We start from the raw sequence: 18222 nt of genomic DNA, 5'->3' as shown, positions 1-18222 counted from the left end.
TCAAGATTTTCCTACTTCTTTTTTTATGAACCTGAACTAACAAACGGGCTGATCAAACCAGCAAGTCCTTCGATATTTCTCGTTTGGATCATGATTGTACCTACACCGTGGAATTCATTGACCACGCCTTCACCTGTTGTAAACCCGAAAATGCCGGAAGCTACTTTAATAGAGTAGTCCAGTGATTCTGACCAAGCGACAACATGCTGATTATCAACAACAAATGGTTTGGTTCCATCTAAATGGATTTCTACGATATCACCATAGCTATTGATCAACAATGAACCTGAACCTGCTGTTTCCATCACGAATAAGCCGCCAGTACCGCCAAAAATTGCACCGCTGAGTTTTTGGCGCTTCATATTATAAGAAACAGAGGCATCACAAGCTAAAAATGCTCCTGTATTTAAACGCCAATGTTCTGCTCCCACTTGGAGTTCTTTGATTGCCCCTGGTGTTGCTGGTGCTAAAGCGACTTTAGCTGTGTCGGTCAAACCAGTTGCTTTTGTAATAAAAAAGCTTTCGCCACTAGACATTGAACGGCCTAATGCGCGGATTGCTCCACCTAAACCAGATTTTCCATTGCTATTCATTTTTCCTTCAAGATTGATCTCACTGTTATGATAAACCATTGCGCCACTTTCTAATTGAATGCTTTCACCAGTTTTTAAATCCACCTCTACTAATGGAAAAACGGTGTTTTCGGTCATTTTGTAATCCATTAACCCAACCTCCTTTATAATTTCATCTACTAGTATACCGTATATCTAGTTGACTTTCTTCTGAATTTTTTTATTTTTCTAAAAAGAACTGAGCACGATAAAATACTATAATTAGTCAAATAAAGGTAAGGAATAGTAAAAATAATAATTGACTTGTTGGAAGGATGTTTTATAATAGAATAAAAGCAGGTGCTAAAAAATATTTTTTAGCCTTTATAAATATTTAGTTTTCTGATTGTTGAATGAGAGGTGATCATTATAAATCAGATAGCAAACACAACCGCGGTTGTTTTATGTGGCGGAAAAAGTTCACGGATGGGATTTGATAAGTCGTTATTGCAGATAGACGGTGAGTTTATGCTTTTAAGAACTGTGAAGCAGCTCAAAAAAATTTTTCCAGAAATTGTACTAGTGGCAGATAAAAAAGGCAAATTTCCAGTTGTTTTCTCACAAGTTGAAATCCTTGAAGATCACTATTTTGAAAAAGGACCTCTTGGTGGATTAGTGACAGCATTAGAGCAAATTGAAACAGAGTATCTATTTCTACTTGCATGTGATATTCCTAACTTGAATGTTGATCTCATTAGAAAAATGGCGGAATCTATCGCAGCTAATGACATCGTTATTTATGAACAAAATGATCGCTTAGAACCTTTATTTGCTTTTTATCGTCGTTCTTGTTTACACGTTTTTAAACAGCAACTTCAGACAAATGATCGTCGTATTAGAAAAGAATTTGACCGATTTTTAGTAAAAGTGATACCTCTAGAATCGTGTGTTTCGTTAAAAAATGTAAACTCACCAAAAGAATTAGCATTATGGAGACAGTGAGAGTGAGCTGTATGAAAGGAGTTCAGGATGGATTTTGAAAGTAGCGAAGATGTTGTGACAAGTTTAGGCAATAAAGCGGTGGAAAAAAGTCAGTTATCTTTTTTTAGATTGAGTATATTAGGAATCATGGCTGGAGCTTTTATTGCATTGGGGTATTTGTCATTTATTAGGATTTCAGGGACGATGCCTAAAAGCTGGGGAGGTTTCTCAACATTTTTAGGTGGTTGTTTATTTCCAATCGGATTGGTAGCGCTTACTTTCGTTGGAGGTGAGTTAGCAACTGGAAATATGATGGTGATGACATTAGGTGTGTTGCAAAAAAAGATTAGTCGTACAAGTTTGCTCTACAATTGGTTGGTTGTGTTGGTTACTAATTGTATCGGCGGGTTTTTAGTAGCTTATTTCTTTGGACATGTTGTCGGATTAACGGAAGGAGCTTTTTTAGAAAAGACGCTTTCGGTTGCGCAAGCCAAGATCAGTGAGCCGCCGTTGGTAGCATTTATTTCAGGAATCGGTTGTAATATTTTTGTTTGTTTAGCAGTCTATCTTGGTGCAATGGGTAAAACATATCTTGGAAAAATGTTTGGTCTTTGGTTTCCAGTCATGGTGTTTGTAGTTTGCGGTTTTCAACATGTGGTAGCCAATGCGTTTATCGTACCAGCAGCAATTTTTACGACCGTTAGTAATATTCAGTGGTCAGAGTACCTTATCAACACATTCTTTGTTTTTATAGGAAATGCTGTAGGAGGTAGTTTATTTCTAGCTGTTCCGTTGATGTTTGTAACAGCTGGAAAGAAGGAAGCGAGTGAGCCAGATGGTGTTTACGAAAAGTATTGAGATTCCTAACATGATCCAAATCGGTTCAACTGGGCGAAATAGTGGTAAGACAATGATTGCTAAACAGTTAATCACTGAAAATCATCAACGTTTTGCGATCTATGGTTTAAAAATCATTACAATCAGCGGGGCACGCGGCAAATGTCAACGTGGAGAAGCCGGCTGTGGTATTTGTACAAGTATTGATGAAGGGTATGAGCTGATAGAAGAGAGCAATTCTGGTGGAGCAAAAGATACGATGCAGCTGTTAAAAGCTGGATGCAAGAAAGTATATCTCTTAAAAGTATTTCATGACCATTTGTTGGAAGGCTTTTTAACGTTCTTACAGTTTGTTCCAAGAGATACTTTGATCGTTTGCGAATCAAACTCAATTCGTGAGGTGGTCAAACCAGGATTGTTTGTCATGATGAATAATCAAAAGAGTATTAAAAAATCAGCAGCCAAGGTGATAGGTTTTGCAGATATTATTTTAGAGAATCCGAAGCTGCCAAATAGATTCAAACCTATAAACACAACGAACGGTGTTCGATTTTCTCGCAAAAAGAAAGAAGATAGGAGAGAAAAAGTATGAGTTCATTAAGTTTGTCAGAAAAAGAAGCAATTATTTTAGAAAATGATTCAGATCCACAGCGTATATTGAACATGTTGATTGCGATTCAATATGCTTCAGAAGAAGGGTATATTGACGAAGAAACAGCTAAATTAGTAGCGGATCGATTGCATTTATCACAAGCTCGTGTGTATGAGATCTTAAGTTTTTACGCAATTTTGAAAACGGAACCACAAGCGAGATATGTATTGAAAATTTGTAATAGTACGCCTTGTCTATTTACTGGCGGAGATAGGTTAGCTGAGCTGCTAGAAATGATATTAGAAGTTCCAGAAGGCCAACCAACACCAGATGGATTGTTTATGTACCACAGCATTCCTTGTATTGGTGCCTGTGACCAGGGACCTGTGATCAAAATCAAAGATACTGTTTTTGGGAAGTTGACAGAGGCGAAAGTCTATCAATTGATCGATGACCTCCAGAGTGGACGTTATCAAGAACTATAGGGGGAAGAAAAATGATCAAACGAAATCAACAAGTTCTACTAGCGCGCATAAATAAAATGAAACAAGCGACAGATGTTGAAGAATATCAGAAATATAATGGTTTTTCAGGGTTATTGAAAGCAATCGATATGGATAAAGAAACGATTTTAGATGAGTTGGATTTAGCTCAGTTGCGAGGACGTGGCGGAGCAGCATTTCCACTTGGAAAAAAATGGCGGCATTTATATGGAGCGAAAGGCGAGACCAAATATATCGTTTGTAATGCAGATGAAGGAGAACCAGGAACCTTTAAAGATAAAGCTTTGTTGGAACATGATCCATTGAGCGTGATCGAAGGAATGGTGATTGCAGGCTACCTTTTTTCTGCTAAAGCCGGTTATATTTACATGCGGGGAGAGTATCGGCGAATTCAGAAAGTTTTTCAAGAAGCATTGGATAATGCTGAAAAAGCTGGTTTTTTGGGAGAGAATATTTTAGGAATCAAGGGGTTCAATTATAAAATCACGATTATTTCTGGTGCAGGAGCGTATGTTTGTGGAGAGAATTCAGCCTTATTAAATTCCATAGAAGGAAAAACCGGCAGACCAAGGGTGAAACCACCTCATTTAGCAGATGTTGGTTTGTATTTACAGCCTACTTTAGTGAACAATGTGGAATCTTTTGCAGGAATTCCTGTCATTTTACGTGAAGGAGGACAAGCCTTTCTTGATCTTGGGACCAAAGACGGCGGTGGAACGAAGTTGATTTGTTTATCTGGTCATATTAAAAATCGTGGCTTATATGAAGTAAACCTTGGAACACCACTGCAGGAAATTCTTTATTCTGAAGAATATGGAGGAGGTTCATCCACGGGTCACCCATTAAAATTTATTCATTTCGGAGGACAATCTGGGCCAATCGGAGCAGTTCAGAATCTTGATGCGTGTATTTATTCTTATAAAGGCTTGTGGGATAAAGATTTATCTGTTGGTTCGGGTGCAATCGTTGTGATGGATGATCAGGTGAGCGTTGTTGATTATTTAGTCCAAGTAGCGGCTTTTTTTGCCCATGAATCTTGCGGTAAATGTACGCCATGCCGTTTAGGAACGACACGCATCTTAGAGCTTCTAAAGAAATTCAATACTCAAACAGCAGTTACAGGTGATCTTGAACGTCTTGAAAAAATGTTGATGCATGTGACGAACCTTTCCGCTTGCGGATTAGGTCAATCTGTTGCCAATCCAATGAAAAGCGGTTTAGCTTATTTTCCAGAGGAATTTGAAGCAGGTATCCGAGAAACAGCTGTGTCAGTAAAAGGGGGACTTTGGTAAGATGAACATGAAAATAAAAACAGCAACCGTCACCATGTCGATCGATGACCAAGAAATTACTGTTCCAAAAGGGACAACTGTTTTAGAAGCAGCAACGATGTTGAACATTGAAATTCCCACACTTTGTCACCTGAAAGAGTTAGCACCAGATGGCTCATGCCGTATGTGTACGATCGAAGTTGAAGGCGGACGAAAAGGTGGTTTAACAACAGCTTGTACAGCTCATTGTCAAGAAGGGATGGTGGTTTATACAGCATCTCCTAGAGTGAACGATTCTCGTCGTTTTGTCTTGGATCTCTTGTTGAGTAATCATAAATTAGAGTGTTTTTCATGCGGTAAGAATGGTGAATGTAAATTACAAGATTATTGTTTGGATTATGGAATCGACGACACTAGTTTTACGGATGGAAAGAGGATGCCTTGTCATCAAGAAGATACCAGTAACCCGTTTTTTGATTACGATCCAGAAAAATGTATTATGTGCAGACGTTGTTCTAAGGTCTGTCAATTGCGCCAAGGACGTGATGTGATCAGCATTGCTCAACGTGGCTTTGATACAAAAATGACACCAAGTTATGGTGCAGCTTTTGATCAGTCACTTTGTGAGTCTTGTGGGAATTGTGTTTCCTCTTGCCCAACAGGAGCTTTAGTCAGTAAGGACCACAAACATTATCGAGAATGGGAAACGAAAAAAATTCCAACGACTTGTCCCCATTGTGGAACTGGTTGTCAGATGAATTTAATAGTGAAAAATAATAAACTTGTTGGTGTTGAGCCAATCAATGGCGCAGCGAATAAAAATCTTCTTTGTGTCAAAGGAAAGTTTGCTTCATATAAATTTGTCGGCTCAGGAGATCGCTTGACGGAACCGTTGATCAAACGTAATGGCGTTTTTGAACCTGCTACTTGGGATGAAGCGTTGACTTTAGTTGCGGACAAATTTAGTCAGTTGAAGAGCGATCATGGGCCAGATTCATTGGCAGGTTTTTCTTGTTCTCGTTCGATCAATGAGGACAATTATGTCTTCCAAAAAATGATGCGGGCAGCTTTTGGGACCAATAATGTGGATAATTGCGCCAGAGTTTGTCATTCTGCTTCTGTACACGGTTTGGCTCATACACTTGGATCTGGTGCGATGACGAATCCAATCGCTGATATTACGACAGACGTAGAGGTAATTCTATTAGTTGGCTCAAATCCAGAAGAAGCACATCCTGTCATCGGATCACAAATTCGTCAAGCGATGCAACGTGGAGCTAAAGTGATCGTAGTTGATCCTCGTAAAATTGATTTAGTGAAAAATTGCGAGCTTCATTTACAAATTCAAGCTGGCACAAATGTGGCTTTTGCCAATGGAATGATGCATGTGATATTAAAAGAAGGCTTGGCTGATCGTGCTTTTATTGAAGAAAAAACAGAGGGATTTGAAGCACTAGAGCGAATAGTTGCAGAGTATACGCCTGAAAAAGTTGCTGAAATTTGTCATATTAAAGCAGAGGATTTAATCAAAGCCGCTAGATTATATGCTACCGCAGAAAAAGCACCTATCATTTATTGTTTAGGAGTGACTGAGCATTCTACTGGGACAGAAGGCGTTATGAGCATGTCAAATATGGCAATGCTTGTAGGAAAAATCGGTAAACCAGGCTGCGGTGTCAACCCTCTGCGTGGTCAAAATAATGTGCAGGGCGCCTGTGATATGGGGTGTATGCCCTATGATTTTCCTGGCTATCAAAAAGTTGCAAATCCGCAAGTGATGGAGAAATTTGAAAAAGCATGGGGAGTAACTTTGAATAAAAATGTCGGAATGACGTCAACTCAAGTGTTGCCTGCTGCGACAAAAGGCGAGATCAAAGGTTTATATATTTTTGGTGAAGATCCAATCGTGACAGATCCAGATACGAATCATGTGCGCAAAGCTTTAGAAAATTTAGAGTTCTTTGTTGTTCAAGAATTGTTCATGACGGAAACTGCGGCCTATGCGGATGTGGTATTGCCAGGTATCAGTTACGCTGAAAAAGACGGCACATTTACAAATACCGAAAGGCGTGTCCAAAGAGTACGTAAAGCTGTTGAACCAAAAGGAGCTGCAAGAGAAGACTTTGACATTTTCTGTGACGTGATGACTCGTTTAGGTTATCCTTGTCATTATGATTCAGCCAAGGAGATCATGGATGAAATTGCCGCAGTGACACCTACATTTGGTGGAATCAACTATGAGCGTTTAGAAGAAACCGGTGGTCTGCAATGGCCTTGTAGAACCATAGATGATCCTGGTACACCGATTATGCATGTTGGCGAATTCACTCGTGGTAAAGGCTTGTTTATGGCAATTCCGTATAAGAAATCTAGAGAATTGCCTGATGAAAGTTATCCGTATTTAATGTCTACAGGGAGAATGCTGTATCACTACAATACGCGAGCAATGACTGGACGTACAGAGGGAATCAATCAAATTGCCAATCGTTCTTATATTGAAATCAACAAGGTAGATGCTGACCGTTTAGGCATTGAAGAAGGGGATAAAGTAAAAGTTAAATCTAGAAGAGGAACAATTGAAACGTATGCTGCTGTAGGCAATCGAGTTTTTCCTCAAGAAGTATTTATGACGTTTCATTTTCCAGATGGGAATGTCAATGAACTGACCAATGCTGAATTTGATGATATTGCGATTATTCCTGAATACAAGGTGTGTGCAGTTGATATTTCACCAATCAAGTAAAAGGGAGTTGAGCCAATGATTGAAGTCGAAGAAGCTAGGGCAAAAATCCAACAAGTATCCACCCAGCAAAAAAAAGTAGAGACTGTTTCTATTTTAGAGGCTTTAGGTCGAGTCTGTGCCGAAGATATTCGAGCAAAAATAGCTGTTCCTCATTTTCCAAGAGCTGGGATGGATGGTTATGCAGTCGTAGCATCGGAAACACAAGGGGCTAGTATGGAGCAACCAGTTTGCTTAACTGTCATTGATTCGATTTTTGCGGGTGATTCAGAACATGATTTTGTAAAAAGGCAAAGGACTGCAGTTAAAATCATGACAGGTGCGCCGATTCCAACTGGCTATGATGCAGTTATCAAACAAGAATGGACAGACTACGGTGATACACAAGTCAAGATCTATCAACCAAGCAAAGCTGGTGATAATTATGGCGCAGTGGGTGAAGATGTTCAGCTTGATCAAAAAGTTATTTCTCAATATCAATTGATCAACAGTCGAGCTGTTGGCATATTAGCTGCACAGGGAATAAAGGAAATTCGTGTTCTAGCTCCAATGAAAATCGGGATTTTAGCTACAGGTAGTGAGTTGGTTTCTTTAGGAACACCACTAACCTCTGGAAAAATTTATGACAGTAATTTGTATACATTAGCGGCTTTTATCCAATCAAGTGGTAGTCAAATTATTTTCAAAGAGCATTGTTCAGATACTATTGCTGAGCTTTCTCGCTTGATCCATGAAAAAATAGAAGAAGTCGATTTGTTGATTACAACAGGCGGTGTATCTGTCGGAGAAAAAGATTATGTTCCCAAAGTGATCCAGCAACTGGGAGGAGAGCAGTTGTTCCACTTTGTGAATATGAAACCAGGAACGCCTGTGATGGCAAGCTTGTATAAGAAACGAGTTATTTTAAGTTTGTCAGGAAATCCGTTTGCTTCGGCGGTCAATCTTCATTTATTTTATTGGTCAACATTGGCTCATTTTATGAAGTGTACAGAGTTAAACTTGGAGAAACGTGAAGTCCAATTGATGGAGGCATTAAAGCCGTCAAGGATTCGTCGTTTTATTCGGGCATATGAAAAAGACGGTGTTGTTTCTTTAGTCTCGAAATTACATTATTCATCTGTTTTTCATAATACACTTGAAACGAACTGTTTGATTGATCAACCTGCTAAAAAGGAATTCAAAAAAGGCGATTACGTGATGGTTTATTATTGGAAATTTTAGAGAAGTACTAGGTATTGTTGTTTACACTAGTTAGTCAGGATTAAAGCTGTGAAACAAAAGGGAATGTCATTTTTGTTTCACAGCTCTTTTAATTTTTTTGTTTCTAAAAAAAATTATTTATATCAGATTGTTTTTTTTTAGCTATAGTGATAAACTTAAGCTAAAGAGAATGTTACGTAGTTAACAATCTGGAAATGAAAGCGTTTTAAGGAGTGTTTAAATGAATAAGCCTTTGCAATTTACTCACATAAACGAACAAGGAAACGCACGTATGGTAGATGTTTCTGAAAAGAAAACGAGTACACGGATAGCGACCGCTTATGGAGAAATCCATATGAACAAAGAAGTGGCTGATAGTATCAAAAATCAAACAATAAAAAAAGGTGAAGTCCTTCAGGTAGCAAGAGTAGCTGGAATCATGGCAGCAAAGAAGACGTTTGAATTGATTCCGCTTTGTCATGTCTTAGCTTTAAGCAAGTGTGAAGTAGTATTCAACTGGAAAACGGATCAAATTTTAACGGTTCACTGTGTAACGAAGACAGTTGCTCAAACAGGGGTGGAAATGGAAGCGCTGATGGGAGCAAATATTGCGTTATTAACGGTTTATGACATGTGTAAAGCTCTTGATCGTGAAATGAAGATCACAAATGTTTGTTTAGTCGAAAAATCCGGTGGAAAAAGTGGACACTTTATTTCTAAAAGCCATGTGACCGATGAATAAAAAGGCAAAAGGAGCACAACTAAAATGAAGGATTCTTTTAATCGTGAAATTGACTATGTTCGATTATCTGTAACGGATCGTTGCGATCTTCGTTGTACTTATTGTATGCCGGCTACAGGTATGTGTTTTCTCAAAAAATCAGAAATGTTAAGCTTTGATGAAATTCTTTTTTTACTCACGAATCTTGCTGATCTAGGAATCAAAAAAGTGAAAATCACCGGTGGCGAACCACTGACTAGACCAGATACCGTTGCGTTGATCAAAGCAATCAAAACAATCAAAGGGATTGAAAAAGTAACTTTAACCACGAATGGTATTCAACTCGCAAGATATGCTAGTGCCTTAAAAGAGGCTAAATTAGATGGGATTAACATCAGTATCGATACGCTTGATCCAGATGAATTTCATGAGATTACCAGAGTAGGTGAGTTGAAAAGGGTGCTGGCGGGTTTGAAAAAAGCAATAGAGGTGGATTTGCCTAATATTAAAGTCAATACTGTTGCCAGAGGAGAACTGACTGATGAAGAAATTTGTGAAATCGCTTCTCTTGCTAAATCTGATGCAATCCATGTTCGTTTTATCGAATTGATGCCGATTGGACTGGGGAAAGGTTGCCCAGGCAAAACGCAAGAAGAGATTATGTCGATATTACAGACAACTTATGGTGAATTGCACCCTTTTGACCAACAATTAGGTAATGGGCCTGCAAGCTATTTTTCTTTAACAGGCTTTAAAGGGAAAATTGGATTTATCAGTGCCTTAGGACATTGCTTTTGCGCAGAGTGTGATCGAATTCGTGTCACCGCTGATGGTTGTTTGAAAACCTGTCTACATATGGATGATGGATGTGAACTGAAAGAAGCCTTACAGACGAAAAACAAAGAATTATTATTCGCACAAGTGCTTTCAGCGATTCAAAAAAAACCTGAGAAACATCATTTTCTTGAGAGTCAAGGCGATTCTCGGTTAATGTCACAAATTGGAGGGTAAAGGATTATGGCAGTCGGAGAAATTATCGGAATCAATATTAGTGAACGACGAGGTACACAGAAAAAAGAGATTCCAGAAGTAGACTTAGTAAAAGGGTTTGGATTAGAAAATGACGCTCATGGCGGCAACTGGCATCGCCAAGTCAGTTTATTGTCCTTTGAGAAAATCACAGAATTTAATGAACGAGGAGCACGTGTTGGTAATGGTGCTTTTGGTGAAAATATTATTGTATCAGGAATTGATTTACGTTTATTACCTGTAGGCAGCCAGATTCGGATCGGTGAAGCAGCCTTGGTGGTCACTCAGATTGGGAAGGAATGCCATAAACATTGTCAGATATACGCGCGTGTAGGTGATTGTATCATGCCTAGAGAAGGCATTTTTGCAGTCGTTGTTGAAGCAGGTCATATTAAAAAAGGAGATAGACTTGAAGTTGTATAAAATAGGGATCATTACACTAAGTGATAAAGGCTATCAAGGTCTTCGGGAAGATGAATCAGGTAAAATCATAAAACAGTTGGTCGCTGATAAATTTGAGGTGGTTAGACAAACTATTTTGCCAGATGAAGCAGCAGATCTAAAAGCTTTATTAATGGAGTGGTGTAATATGTGTGATTTGATTTTAACGACTGGAGGGACCGGATTAGGCGTTCGTGATATTACACCAGAAGCAACCTTAAGTGTAGCAGAAAAAACGATTCCGGGTATTAGTGAAGGAATGCGCATGTCCAGTATTCAAAAAACACCATTTGCTATGCTGAGCCGAGGGGTTGCTGTGCAGCGAGGGAAAACCTTGATTATCAATTTGCCTGGAAACCCTAAAGGTGTAAGTGAAAATTTGACCTATGTATTGCCTATTTTACCTCATGCTTTAGATATTTTAACTGATCGAAAAACAGAGCATTAAGCGGAGGAAACACAAATGAAAGTTGTAAAAACGATTGATGCACAAGGCTTGATTTTATGTCAAGATATTACCAAAATCGTTAGAGGAGAGTATAAGGGGGCTATCTTTTCTAAGGGGCATCAAGTGACCTCAGAGGATATTCCTATATTACTTTCACTAGGAAAAGAACATTTATTTTTAGAATCTGAGGAGTCAAATTTGATCCACGAAAATGAAGCTGCTGATTTTTTATATCAGTTAATCTCAGGGAAATTTATGCAACCGACACCTGTCACAGAAGGCAAAATTGAAGTGGTCGCTGAATTAGATGGATTGTTGAAAGTAAATAAAGAGCTTTTATTTAAGCTGAATTCAATCGACAAAATCGCTATTGCGACGTTGAAAAACAATCAAAAAGTAACTGCTGGCCAAAAACTGGCTGGGACACGGATTATTCCTTTAAAAATTGAGTCAGAGAAATTAATGAATGCAGAACACTTGGTTGGCAAAAAAAAGATTTTATCGTTAATTCCGTTTAAACCTGTAACGGTTGGGATCGTTACAACAGGGAGTGAAGTGTTTAATGGATTGATTGAAGATTCTTTTACACCAGTAGTGAAAGAAAAACTGTCTCATTATCCGAGTGCTACAATCAAATTTCATGAAATCGTAAGTGATGATCCTGCACTGATCACAAAAGTAATTGAAGAAATGATAGATAAAGGAGCGGATGTTATTCTTTGTACAGGTGGCATGAGTGTCGATCCAGATGATCGCACGCCGCTAGCAATCAAGCAAACAGGGGCTGATATTATTTCCCACGGTACACCTGTTTTACCTGGGTCAATGCTATTGATTGCCTACTTAGGTGAAAAAACAATTGTGGGCTTACCGGGGGGAGTTATGTTTTCCAAGCGGACGGTTTTTGATTTACTCCTGCCGAAAATAATCGCTCAAGACAAAATAACCAAAGAAGAAATCGCTCATTTGGGTTACGGTGGCTTTTTATAAAAAAGCATTGTAGGAGGAGAAATAATGAAACAACATCGGAAAGTAAGTGTTCTGGCGTTATTATTACTGGTATTTTTAGTTGTATCGGGTTGTACATCAAATGAGAAAAAAACAACTGTTTCAACTAATTCCAGTAACTCAGCTGAGGAGCATCATTTATTGATCGCAGCTGCAGCAAGTCTTGAGTCGGTCATGGAAAAACAAATTATTCCTGCATTCATGGAAGACAATCCTGGGACAACGATTGAAGGGAATTACGACAGTTCTGGAAAATTACAGTCACAAATTGAGAAAGGCTTGGAAGCAGATATTTTCTTTTCAGCTGCTACAAAGCAAATGGATGCGTTAGTTTCACAAAAATTGATCGATAAAGATAGCGTCACACCTTTACTACAAAATCAATTAGTGATGATCATACCAAGCTCTTCAGATGCTGATTGGAAGGATTTTAGTGATTTGAAGAAAGCAGAAATGATTGCAGTAGGTGATCCTGCTAGTGTTCCTGCCGGTCAATACGCTGAAAAAGGGTTAAAAGCGTTAGGCGATTGGGAGTATGTCAAGGAGCATGCTAGTTTTGGGACGAATGTAACAGAGGTTTTAAATTGGGTTGCACAAGGTAGTGCTCAAGCTGGTCTAGTTTATGCTACAGATGCCGCATCAAATGATAAAGTAAAAGTCGTAGCAGGTTTACCAGAAGATGCCTTAAATGAACCAATTATTTATCCAGTTGGTATAGTTGAAAGGTCAAAAGAAAAAGCAATGGCACAAAAATTTCTCACCTTTTTGGAAAGTAAAGAAGTGACTAAATACTTTGAAGATATTGGGTTTATTATAAATAAGTAGGTGGGTATGATGGATTTGAGTCCGATCATTATTTCGTTTCAAACAGCAATTATGGCGATAATCTTTACTTTTCTTAGTGGAACGGTAATTGCTTATCTGGTTTTTCGTATCAAGCATCATGGCTTGAAAATCTTGTTCAACAGTTTATTCACCTTACCGCTGGTGTTGCCACCAACGGTTTTTGGTTTCTTTTTATTGGATATTTTTGGCGTTCAGCAGCCGATTGGTCGATTTCTATTGGATTTTTTTGCGGTAAAAGTTGTTTTTTCCAGGACTGCTACAGTGATTGCAGCAGTTGCAGTGTCATTTCCTTTGATGTACCGCTCGGCCATTGCGGCTTTTGAACAAATCGATCCTGAAATCATTGCTGCAGCTCAAACATTAGGTTTTTCAGAACGAAAAATATTTTTGAAAATTGCCTTGCCTCTGGCGATCAATGGGCTTTTAGCAGGGGGTGTGTTGGCTTTTGCTCGCGGATTAGGAGAATTTGGTGCTACAACCATGTTAGCAGGAAATATTGCTGGAAAAACACGAACACTTCCTTTAGCAATTTATTCAGCGGTTGCAGCAGGTGATTGGGCTTTGGCGCAAAAATATGTTGCAATCATCGTGATCATTTGTTTGTTGATTCTATGTTTAACGGAGCTGTTTAGCAGAAAAGCTAGGAGGACACAAGCATGAAACTGTTTGTTGATATTCAAAAAAAATTACGAGATCATCTGTTGACTGCAAGCTTTGAAATAGAGGCAACAACACTTGGTATTTTAGGGGCATCCGGTTGTGGGAAAAGCATGCTGCTTAAATGTATTGCTGGTATCGAAACCCCAGATTTAGGCCGTATTCAGCTAGGCGATCGTGTGTTGTTTGATCAGGAAAATAAGATCGATTTACCCCCGCAACAACGTAAAGTTGGTTTACTTTTTCAACAATATGCACTATTTCCTCACTTAACAGTTTATAAAAATTTAACGAGTGTGACCAAAGATTCGCAATTGATCGTAGAGCTGTTGCGCATGTTTCATTTAGAAAATGTAAAAAACAGTTATCCTACACAGCTTTCAGGTGGACAAAAGCAAAGAGTAGCTTTAGCGCGTATGTTGGCATCAGAACCTGAGCTGTTATTATTGGACGAACCATTTTCAGCGTTAGATACATCGTTAAAAGAAGAACTTCAGCTTGAATTACAAAGGCATCTGAAGGATTTCAAAGGTAATGTGTTGATCGTTAGTCATAGTTTGGATGAACTTTACCGACTTTGTCCATCACTTGTGGTCATGACTGAAACTGGTTTGATCAAAGGCGAAACAATGGATGTATTTAAACAACCTCGAACGATTGAAGCGGCTCGACTAACTGGCTGTAAAAATATATTCCCTGTTAAACGGATTGATTCTCATACCGTTCAAGTTAGTGGGTGGGAAACGCCATTAACAGTTGCTAAAAAAGTGCCGATAGATTGTCGTTATATTGGTATTCGAGCACATGATCTGCTGCTTGATGAGATTGAAGTCAATCAGGTAGAAGTAAAATATGTCACTAGCCAGCAAACACCGTTTGAACAAAACGCTTGGTTTACTTGTAAAGAAATCGATCTTTGGTGGAAAGGCAGTAAGCAGATTGACGCCAGTAAAGTCAACAGATTTAGTCTTGCACCGGAGGCAATCATGGTTTTAAAATAAGGGAGAAATTGGTTCGGTAAAGATTCAGTTGATTTGCACCCAAATGTTTGCCATTAAAGCAGACAATTTGGGTGCTTATTCTATTTGGCCGAAAATAGCCTTCTAACTTTATTCACATATTGTTCATTGAAATGACAAGTCTGCATCTATTGCTTAATGCTAAAATAGTAATTGGAAGATTGTAGAGAGAAAAAGCAATCAAGAATAATAGGAGAAAGATAAAAATGGGGAAGATTTTAGAAATCAAAGGAGTAACCAAATATTTTGGTGAACAGCAAATTTTAGATGAACTTGATTTTTCGTTGGATGAGCCCAAAATCATTGCTTTAGTAGCACCAAACGGCACAGGGAAAACAACGTTATTAAATAGCATTGCAAACATTGATCCAATCAATTCAGGGACGATTCAGATATTTGAACAACCGAATTCAGATTATCGCTTATTTTATAAAATGTCTTATTTACAAGATGCTTCTATTTTATATGGAAATTTAACTGGCTGGGATCATTTGGAATTTGTTCGTAAAGAACAAGGAAAATCAAAAGAAGAACTTCAGCAATTAGTCATAAAGCTGGGAATTGCTGATTACTTAAAAAAGAAAGTCAAACATTATTCTTTAGGAATGAAGCAACACTTACTGTTAGCGTTATCTTTGATCAACCAACCTGAGTTACTTTTGATGGATGAACCGTTAAATGGCTTAGACCCAGATAGTATTATCAAAGTACGAAATATTATTCGAACATTAGCTAATCAAGGTGTATCGATGATTATTTCTTCTCATAATCTTGAGGAGATTGAAAAAGTGACAGACCATGTGCTCTTTCTCTATAAAGGGAAATTAATTAGCAAAGAAGAGGTTATGATCGATACCATAGAGTATATGATCGTTTTAAAAGATCTCGAAAAAGCACTCTCTTTTTTATCACGAATCGAAGTCGTATGTACCAAACTCTCTGAGTATAAGCTAGTCGGAACATTTTCTAAACAGCAATTTAATGTGTTTCAATCTTTTTGCAAAGAGCAGGAAATAGAATTATTTGATTGTCAGGCGACAAATGGTCAGTTAGAATCTGTGTATTTTAATTTATATGGTAAAAATCAGTGGAGTTCATTATGAATTTTGAATGGAAAAAATGGATCAAAAATCCTAAAAATATTATTTTAATCGGTTTAGCTATACTGTCGATTTTTGTCTCCTTAATGAATCTTTATTATAAGAATCTAGGAGAAGATCAAGCTGTTTTTAACCACTTAAAAGAACTTAATGATGAAATCGATCCACCGCAAGGGTACACTGGACCAAAGGAAAATTACAAATTATTACTGCTTTTAGATGAGAACGGGGAGTTTCCTTCTAACAAAGAGCAGGCGCTTCAAAAAATCTTGATCGATATTATTTATCTGTTAGAAGATGAACACACTGCTCAGTTGGAGAAAAAGTGGATTGAAAAAAACAAGATTCAAACGGAGCGCTTAACATTACAGCAGAAATATCTGGATCTTGGTGGTGAACCTTGGCGCAATGAAACCAATATTGCTGAACAGCTGGCTCGTAATCGATGGCTTCTTGATCGAAAAATTCCTATTTCAAACTTAGAGATAGGACAACAAGGTTTTTATTTTGTCTATTATTTGCTGAATCATTGGATGAATTTTTTTATAGTGATCATGATCGGTTTATGCTTTTTTGACTTTTTAACAAGCGAATATGAACGGAAAAATTATTTATTCATGGCAGCACAACCAATCAATACTAAACGATTTTTCCAGCGCAAATATGTTATGGCAGTCAGTATTTTTGTTGGTGGTTTGTTAGTGTTACTAGCTTTAGGTTTTATCGTAGCAAGTTTGATACATGGAACAGGTTCATTGATGTATCCGATAGCTGTCTATCAAGGAGCAACTTTTAAGTTGATCCCGCTGTGGAACTTTTTGATTAAAACGATCAGTTTACAATTACTCTTTATCACATGTGCAATCAGTTTCTTATTATTGTTGTCTAAATGGTTGAAAAATGCTTTAGAAGTACTTGGATTATTTCTGGTTATCCTGTTTATTCCAATCGTTTTAGAAAAGCTGATTCCAAAAATACATGCAATCAGTCTTATTCTGCCTTTTTTCTATATGGATACGAATACTAAAATAGTCGAAATAACTGGTAGCTTTTCATCTTCTTACGCTATTCAATTGGTCGTTTTAATCAGCTGGAATCTTATTTTAACTCTGATTTGGAAACTAAATTGGAGGGAGAAAAAAAGATGAATCTAATTTTGTTTGAAGGAAAGAAAACATGGCAAACGCGAAAAACCTATTTATTTTTGCTATTAGGACTTTTGATGATCGTTATTTTATTTGTATTTAATGGCTATCAGGGACAAAAAGAAAATGAGGATATAGCTTCAGCGATAGGGAATAAAACAGACGTTATGGGGCAAAGTAGTTATAGTGCTGAAATCGATCAATTTCTGAAAGAGACGAATCAAAATATAGAAGCACAAGAAGATGGCTTTCGTACCGCTGCCGATCAGGGGAAATCATTAGATGGGAAATTAACTCTACCAACGTATCCGTTTTATCGGACGGTGTTAAACGACGAGTTAGTAAAACATAAAATACCTCCTCAATCGATGCGTTACGGAGTAAGAAATACGATTTTTACAGCAATCTTATTGTCTTATTTGGCGAGTGGTTTTGGTATAGTCTGGTTGTTATTGCTGTTTGGTGACAGCTTAACTAAGGAGATCGAAGAGCAAAGTATGTACTTCTATTTTTCTCAACCTGTAAAGAGAGATCACTTGTATTTTACTAAGTACGTTTTGGCATGGCTACAGTCAGTGTTGGTGATGGGGATTGTATTAGTTTTTGGCTTTGTGGTAGCAACTCTGTTCTCAGGCGGAAGTTCGTTTGATTATCCAGTGATTGTTTTTACAGAAAAGTCGATGACAATGATTCCAATCATTCAATACATCGGGCAAGTATTTTTGATGTTTATGTTTGTTTTAGCATTTTGTTTTGCCCTTCACTTTTTGGTCAGTCTTTTGTTGAAGAAAACAAGTTTTAGCTTAGTTGTTACACTACTAATTTTATTTGAAGGCTATACTTTAAGTACGTTGAACAATGAATTTATGAGAAAAATCGCCCAGTTTAATCCTTTTACATATTTGAACGTGAGTCGATTATTTGTGGGGTACGATTTTCGCTCATTTGAATTATTTGCAATTGAAAATCAAGAGTATTACGCTAACTGGTGTTTGCCACGAACATTGCATAATGATCAGATCAATAGTGTAAATGGTCTTTTTGTTTTAAGTGTTGGGACTATGATGTTATTATCTCTAGGCTATTTTTGCTTTAAGAAAAATGTTCATCGGTGGAAAATTTAAAACGGGAGT

Annotated in this window: 19 protein-coding genes and 1 pseudogene; 19 read left to right on the top strand and 1 reads right to left on the bottom strand. The window is 37.8% G+C overall.

Going from position 1 to position 18222, the window contains the following annotated elements; translation table 11 throughout:
- Nucleotides 1-23: 23 nt before the first annotated feature.
- Nucleotides 24-722 carry a TIGR00266 family protein gene (locus tag A5821_RS06505; protein WP_086313763.1) on the bottom strand — a complete coding sequence of 233 codons (699 nt, stop codon included), beginning with the start codon at nt 720-722 and terminating at the stop codon, nt 24-26.
- A gap of 249 nt (nt 723-971) precedes the next feature.
- Between A5821_RS06505 and mobA the strand changes: the two genes are divergently transcribed.
- The 19 genes and pseudogenes from mobA to A5821_RS06415 all read left to right on the top strand — a co-directional run bounded on the left by mobA (nt 972) and on the right by A5821_RS06415 (nt 18213).
- Nucleotides 972-1553 (top strand): molybdenum cofactor guanylyltransferase, encoded by a 582-nt coding sequence (mobA, locus tag A5821_RS06500; protein WP_249921836.1) that lies wholly within the window; start codon nt 972-974, stop codon nt 1551-1553.
- A 27-nt stretch (nt 1554-1580) separates the two neighbouring features.
- Nucleotides 1581-2390, top strand: coding sequence for a formate/nitrite transporter family protein (locus A5821_RS06495; RefSeq protein WP_086313762.1), 810 nt, complete (start codon nt 1581-1583; stop codon nt 2388-2390).
- A complete protein-coding gene (locus A5821_RS06490; RefSeq protein ID WP_249921835.1) occupies nt 2368-2961 on the top strand; it encodes a hypothetical protein in 594 nt (197 codons plus the stop codon). Before A5821_RS06495 ends, A5821_RS06490 begins: the two co-directional genes overlap by 23 nt.
- Nucleotides 2958-3446, top strand: a complete 489-nt coding sequence (locus tag A5821_RS06485; protein ID WP_086313760.1) for an NAD(P)H-dependent oxidoreductase subunit E — start codon at nt 2958-2960, stop codon at nt 3444-3446. The genes A5821_RS06490 and A5821_RS06485 overlap by 4 nt, the downstream gene beginning before the upstream one ends.
- Nucleotides 3447-3457: 11 nt before the next feature.
- Nucleotides 3458-4756: a complex I 51 kDa subunit family protein gene (locus A5821_RS06480; protein WP_170922965.1), complete on the top strand. Its 1299-nt coding sequence runs from the start codon at nt 3458-3460 to the stop codon at nt 4754-4756.
- Between the two features lie 7 nt (nt 4757-4763).
- Entirely contained in the window at nt 4764-7478 is a 2715-nt protein-coding gene (gene fdhF, locus A5821_RS06475; RefSeq protein ID WP_422392089.1) for a formate dehydrogenase subunit alpha, read from the top strand.
- 15 nt (nt 7479-7493) lie between these two features.
- Nucleotides 7494-8696 carry a gephyrin-like molybdotransferase Glp gene (gene glp / locus A5821_RS06470; protein ID WP_086313758.1) on the top strand — a complete coding sequence of 401 codons (1203 nt, stop codon included), beginning with the start codon at nt 7494-7496 and terminating at the stop codon, nt 8694-8696.
- A gap of 220 nt (nt 8697-8916) precedes the next feature.
- On the top strand, nt 8917-9417 hold the full coding sequence (gene moaC, locus A5821_RS06465) for a cyclic pyranopterin monophosphate synthase MoaC (protein ID WP_086313757.1): 501 nt from the start codon (nt 8917-8919) through the stop codon (nt 9415-9417).
- A 24-nt stretch (nt 9418-9441) separates the two neighbouring features.
- Nucleotides 9442-10407 (top strand): GTP 3',8-cyclase MoaA, encoded by a 966-nt coding sequence (gene moaA / locus A5821_RS06460; protein WP_086313756.1) that lies wholly within the window; start codon nt 9442-9444, stop codon nt 10405-10407.
- Nucleotides 10408-10413: 6 nt separating this feature from the next.
- Entirely contained in the window at nt 10414-10848 is a 435-nt protein-coding gene (locus A5821_RS06455; RefSeq protein ID WP_086313755.1) for an MOSC domain-containing protein, read from the top strand.
- Nucleotides 10841-11314 carry a MogA/MoaB family molybdenum cofactor biosynthesis protein gene (locus A5821_RS06450; protein WP_086314321.1) on the top strand — a complete coding sequence of 158 codons (474 nt, stop codon included), beginning with the start codon at nt 10841-10843 and terminating at the stop codon, nt 11312-11314. Before A5821_RS06455 ends, A5821_RS06450 begins: the two co-directional genes overlap by 8 nt.
- 15 nt (nt 11315-11329) lie before the next feature.
- A complete protein-coding gene (locus A5821_RS06445) occupies nt 11330-12304 on the top strand; it encodes a molybdopterin-binding protein (protein WP_086313754.1) in 975 nt (324 codons plus the stop codon).
- Between the two features lie 21 nt (nt 12305-12325).
- The gene (modA, locus tag A5821_RS06440) at nt 12326-13147 is read left to right on the top strand and encodes a molybdate ABC transporter substrate-binding protein (RefSeq protein ID WP_170923004.1); all 822 of its coding nucleotides are present in this window, start codon (nt 12326-12328) and stop codon (nt 13145-13147) included.
- A gap of 9 nt (nt 13148-13156) precedes the next feature.
- Complete coding sequence (modB, locus tag A5821_RS06435; RefSeq protein ID WP_086313752.1) at nt 13157-13828, top strand: molybdate ABC transporter permease subunit; 672 nt, start codon at nt 13157-13159, stop codon at nt 13826-13828.
- Nucleotides 13825-14826: a sulfate/molybdate ABC transporter ATP-binding protein gene (locus tag A5821_RS06430; protein WP_086313751.1), complete on the top strand. Its 1002-nt coding sequence runs from the start codon at nt 13825-13827 to the stop codon at nt 14824-14826. Before modB ends, A5821_RS06430 begins: the two co-directional genes overlap by 4 nt.
- Before the next feature lie 320 nt (nt 14827-15146).
- A pseudogene (locus A5821_RS17580) lies at nt 15147-15464 on the top strand (ATP-binding cassette domain-containing protein); the annotation flags it as partial.
- On the top strand, nt 15450-15947 hold the full coding sequence (locus A5821_RS17575; protein WP_422392088.1) for a hypothetical protein: 498 nt from the start codon (nt 15450-15452) through the stop codon (nt 15945-15947). The pseudogene A5821_RS17580 and the gene A5821_RS17575, both read left to right, overlap by 15 nt.
- Complete coding sequence (locus tag A5821_RS06420) at nt 15944-17092, top strand: ABC transporter permease (RefSeq protein ID WP_086313749.1); 1149 nt, start codon at nt 15944-15946, stop codon at nt 17090-17092. Before A5821_RS17575 ends, A5821_RS06420 begins: the two co-directional genes overlap by 4 nt.
- The gene (locus A5821_RS06415; protein ID WP_086313748.1) at nt 17089-18213 is read left to right on the top strand and encodes an ABC transporter permease; all 1125 of its coding nucleotides are present in this window, start codon (nt 17089-17091) and stop codon (nt 18211-18213) included. The genes A5821_RS06420 and A5821_RS06415 overlap by 4 nt, the downstream gene beginning before the upstream one ends.
- Nucleotides 18214-18222: the final 9 nt, after the last annotated feature.

The sequence above is a fragment of the Enterococcus sp. 7F3_DIV0205 genome, assembly GCF_002141365.2.
GTDB classification, from domain to species: domain Bacteria; phylum Bacillota; class Bacilli; order Lactobacillales; family Enterococcaceae; genus Enterococcus_L; species Enterococcus_L palustris.
This window is presented reverse-complemented; position numbering and strand designations above follow the sequence as displayed.

Bases quoted from the DNA above. Each gene is read 5' to 3' on its own strand.
- A5821_RS06480 (WP_170922965.1), top strand. From the start codon at position 3,458: ATGATCAAACGAAATCAACAAGTTCTACTAGCGCGCATAAATAAAATG.
- A5821_RS06455 (WP_086313755.1), top strand. From the start codon at position 10,414: ATGGCAGTCGGAGAAATTATCGGAATCAATATTAGTGAACGACGAGGT.
- A5821_RS06505 (WP_086313763.1), bottom strand. From the start codon at position 722: ATGGATTACAAAATGACCGAAAACACCGTTTTTCCATTAGTAGAGGTG.
- A5821_RS06445 (WP_086313754.1), top strand. From the start codon at position 11,330: ATGAAAGTTGTAAAAACGATTGATGCACAAGGCTTGATTTTATGTCAA.
- moaC (WP_086313757.1), top strand. From the start codon at position 8,917: ATGAATAAGCCTTTGCAATTTACTCACATAAACGAACAAGGAAACGCA.
- A5821_RS06415 (WP_086313748.1), top strand. From the start codon at position 17,089: ATGAATCTAATTTTGTTTGAAGGAAAGAAAACATGGCAAACGCGAAAA.
- A5821_RS06495 (WP_086313762.1), top strand. From the start codon at position 1,581: ATGGATTTTGAAAGTAGCGAAGATGTTGTGACAAGTTTAGGCAATAAA.
- fdhF (WP_422392089.1), top strand. From the start codon at position 4,764: ATGAAAATAAAAACAGCAACCGTCACCATGTCGATCGATGACCAAGAA.
- A5821_RS06485 (WP_086313760.1), top strand. From the start codon at position 2,958: ATGAGTTCATTAAGTTTGTCAGAAAAAGAAGCAATTATTTTAGAAAAT.
- A5821_RS06490 (WP_249921835.1), top strand. From the start codon at position 2,368: ATGGTGTTTACGAAAAGTATTGAGATTCCTAACATGATCCAAATCGGT.
- glp (WP_086313758.1), top strand. From the start codon at position 7,494: ATGATTGAAGTCGAAGAAGCTAGGGCAAAAATCCAACAAGTATCCACC.
- A5821_RS06420 (WP_086313749.1), top strand. From the start codon at position 15,944: ATGAATTTTGAATGGAAAAAATGGATCAAAAATCCTAAAAATATTATT.
- modB (WP_086313752.1), top strand. From the start codon at position 13,157: ATGGATTTGAGTCCGATCATTATTTCGTTTCAAACAGCAATTATGGCG.
- moaA (WP_086313756.1), top strand. From the start codon at position 9,442: ATGAAGGATTCTTTTAATCGTGAAATTGACTATGTTCGATTATCTGTA.
- A5821_RS06430 (WP_086313751.1), top strand. From the start codon at position 13,825: ATGAAACTGTTTGTTGATATTCAAAAAAAATTACGAGATCATCTGTTG.
- A5821_RS17575 (WP_422392088.1), top strand. From the start codon at position 15,450: ATGAAGCAACACTTACTGTTAGCGTTATCTTTGATCAACCAACCTGAG.